Origin of the sequence: Bartonella sp. CB10SXKL, assembly GCF_042195515.1 — a bacterium.
GTDB lineage: Bacteria > Pseudomonadota > Alphaproteobacteria > Rhizobiales > Rhizobiaceae > Bartonella.
In genome coordinates, this window is the sequence record NZ_JBHION010000038.1 from 1 (window position 1) to 3,798 (window position 3,798).

A 3,798-nucleotide genomic window follows, 5' to 3' on the forward strand; every position below is an offset into this window, starting at 1 on the left:
CGGAAGCATTTGCTGGTGTTGCGAGTTCTATCACGAATGTTCATAATGATGTAACCAATGTTGTCAGTGATAGCCTTGCCAAGCAGGATGATAAGACGAAAGTTATCACTATTGGTAAAGAAGTAGAAGGTACAGAAGTCAATATTGCCAGCAGTAAGAAAGAAGAAAGGATTCTTTCAGGTGTTAAGGCAGCAGAGAAAGACAATGAAGCAGTCAATAAAGCGCAGCTTGATAAAAGTCTGAAGGATCTTTCCAGCAGCCTTCAGTCTGATGATTCAGCAGTGGTTCTCTACGATAAACAGGCAGATGGTAAAACTGATTATAGCAGTGTGACTTTAGGTAAAGGTAAGGATGCAGGACCAGTTGCACTTCATAATGTTGCCGAAGGTAATATTGCTAAGGATTCAAGGGACGCAATTACAGGTGGTCAGCTTTATTCCTTAGGGGACAATGTTGCAACTTATTTAGGTGGTGGCGCTGAATATAAGGAAGGTCAATGGAGTGCTCCAAGCTTTAAAGTTAAAACTGTCAAAGGTGATGGTAGTGATGTTGAAGATAAGGAATATAAAACTGTAGCGGAGGCATTGGCTGGAGTTGGTGCTTCCATCACCAATGTTCGCAAAGAGATTAACAATGAAATTACTAATGTTGTCAGTGATAGCCTTGCCAAGCAGGATGAAAAGACAAAAGTTATCAATATTGGTACAGAAGTAGAAGGCAGTGAAATCAATATCGCAAATAAAGACAAAGGGGATAGAATACTTTCCGGTGTGAAGGAAGCAACGAAGAATAATGAAGCAGTCAACAAAGAGCAACTTGATAAAAGTTTAGAGAAGCTTTCTAACAATCTTCAGTCTGATGAATCGGCTGTTGTTCACTATGATAAAAAAGATGGTGATAATGGCATCACTAATTATGCGAGTGTGACTTTGGGTAAAGGTAAGGGTTCTGCATCTGTTGGTTTGCATAATGTTGCCGAAGGTCAGATTAGTGAGAATTCGCATGATGCGGTTAATGGCGGTCAGATTTCTAAGGTTTCTCAGGATATTGCGGAATACTTAGGTGGAGGTACAAGCTTTAAAGATGGTACTTTCACGGGTCCAACCTATAAATTATCCAGTGTTGATGCAAAAGGCGAGGAAGTAGAAAAATCCTATAGTGATGTTGGTTTAGCCATTGAAAGCATTGATACGAATTTCAAGAATGTAAATAGCAACCTAACGAATAAGTTTAATGAACTTACTGAAAACATCACGAATATTACTCAGGAAGTTCAAGGCGATGCGCTGTTGTGGGATAAGGACGCAGAGGCATTTGTAGCGACGCATGGAGAGAAGGAAAGCAAGAGTAAGATTACATCACTTGCAGCTGGCTCTATAGTATCAGGCTCGAGTGATGCGATTACGGGTGGACAGATTTATGATCTGCAAAAACAGTTTGCTGGCTATTTTGGTGGAGGTGCTGGTTATAATGAGAAAGGCGAATGGCAAGATCCGGATTTCCAAATTCAGACTTTCAGCAATGATGGTACGAAAGGTGATAAGAAGAGCAGTAATAATGTTGCAGGTGCGTTTAATGACATTAATGACAGCATGAGCACTATCAACGCTCGTATTAAGGAAGTTTCAGAAGGAGTTGCACAAGATTCTTTATCATGGAGCAAGGCTGATGGTGCTTTTGTCGCCTTGCATGGAGAAAAAGATGGTGCAAAGACAAACAGCAAGATTAAGTTCCTTGCGGCAGGAGATATTACGAAAGAATCGACAGATGCAGTAAATGGCTCCCAACTTTATTCCTTAGGAAAAGATCTTGCATCGTACTTAAACGGTGATGCTAAGTATGAGAAAGATCAATGGTTGTTGCCTAGATTTAAAGTTACACACCTTAAAGAAGATGGCACATCAGAAGAAGCTGAGTACGATAGTGTTTCAGAAGCTCTTTCAGGTGTTGGTAATTCTTTCACGAATGTGGTTAAAGACTTTAATGACAAAGTCACGAATATTACTCAGGAAGTTCAAGGCGATGCGCTGTTGTGGAATAAGGACGCAGAGGCGTTTGTAGCGACGCATGGAGGAAAAGACGGTGAGAAGACCAACAGCAAGATAACGTCGCTTGCAAATGGTGACATTACTGCTAGCTCAAGCGATGCTGTAGCAGGAAATCAGCTATATGCTCTAGGTAACAGTGTTGCGCAGTCTTTAGGTGGTGATGCTAGTTATGCAGGTGGCGCTTGGACAGCTCCAAGTTTCAAAGTTAAGACCGTTAATGAGGATGGTACTAAAGTTGAAGAGAAGAAGTATGATAATGTATCGGAAGCATTTGCTGGTGTAGGAACATCTTTTGAGAATCTTCAAAAAGAGTTCACCCAAAACAACACGGAGGTTACTGAAAATATTAAGCAGAATGCGTTGTTGTGGAGTGATGAAGATAATGCGTTTGTAGCGACACATGGAGAGGGTGCTGGGAAAGGCAACAGTAAAATTAAGTTTCTTTCCAATGGAGAGGTTTCTGCAAGCTCAAGTGATGCGATCAATGGTTCTCAGCTTTTTGATACGAATAAGACTGTTGCATCTTATTTAGGTGGTGGCGCTGAATATAAGGAAGGTCAATGGAGTGCTCCAAGCTTTAAGGTTAAGATTGTCAAAGAAGATGGCAGTGCTGTTGAAGAGCAGAGCTATGATGATGTTGCCAAAGCATTTGCTGGTGTAGGGAATTCATTCACAAATATTCACAAAGAGCTTAAGAATGAGATTAACCAAGTTGTAGGAGATAGTCTTGTTAAGCAAGATGAAAAGACACATGTTATTAGTGTAGGGGGTGAAAAGAGTGGTACAGAAGTTAAGCTTTCGAATATTGATGGTGCTGCACGGATCCTTTCTGGTGTGAAATCAGGAACGCTTTCGGAAGCATCGAGTGATGCAGTGAATGGTTCACAGCTTTTTGCGACCAATCAAAATGTAAGCAGTGTGTCAAACAATCTTGAAACAACAGCTACGAATATAGCTAAATCTTTAGGTGGTGGCGCTGAATATAAGGAAGGTCAATGGAGAGCTCCAAGTTTCAAAGTTAAGACCGTTAATGAGGATGGTAGTGCTGTTGAAGAGCAGAGCTATGATGATGTTGCTAAAGCGTTTGCAGGTGTAGGGAATTCATTCACGAATATTCATAAAGAGCTTCAGAATGAGATTAATAGAGTTGTAGGAGATAGTCTTGTTAAGCAGGATGATGCTACGAAGGTAATCAAGATAGGTGGTGAAAAAGAGGGTAGTGCAATCACAATTGCAAATATGAATGGTGATGCACGTAGTCTCTCTGGCGTGAAAGCTGGCACACTTTCTGAAGGCTCGACAGAAGCAGTGAATGGTTCTCAGCTTTATTCCTTGAATCAGACGCTAGCGACTTATTTTGGTGGTGGCGCTCACTATGAAGATGGTCAATGGGTAGCACCTACTTTCAAAGTTACGACATTTAATGATGATGGTAGTCCAGAAGAGCATAGCTATCCCAATATTGCTGAAGCGTTTGCCGGTGTAAGCAATTCATTTACAAAGCTTCATAATGAGATTTCAGACAATATTGAGCAGAATGCGTTGTTGTGGAGTGATGAAGACAGTGCGTTTGTAGCGCTTCATGGGAAGGGAGATAAAAGAAGTAAGAGCAAACTGAAGTCAGTTTTAGATGGCGATATCTCTGAAGGTTCGACAGAGGCGATTACGGGCAATCAGCTTTATTCCTTGCATCAGACGCTAGCGATGTATTTAGGAGGAGGAGCTAGCTATGAAGGTGGCGAATGGAGGG

1 pseudogene is annotated in these 3,798 nt (G+C 41.3%); it reads left to right on the plus strand.

Annotation, left to right across the window (positions count from 1 at the left end):
* A pseudogene (locus ACFIK3_RS09025) lies at window positions 1-3,798 on the plus strand (hypothetical protein); the annotation flags it as partial.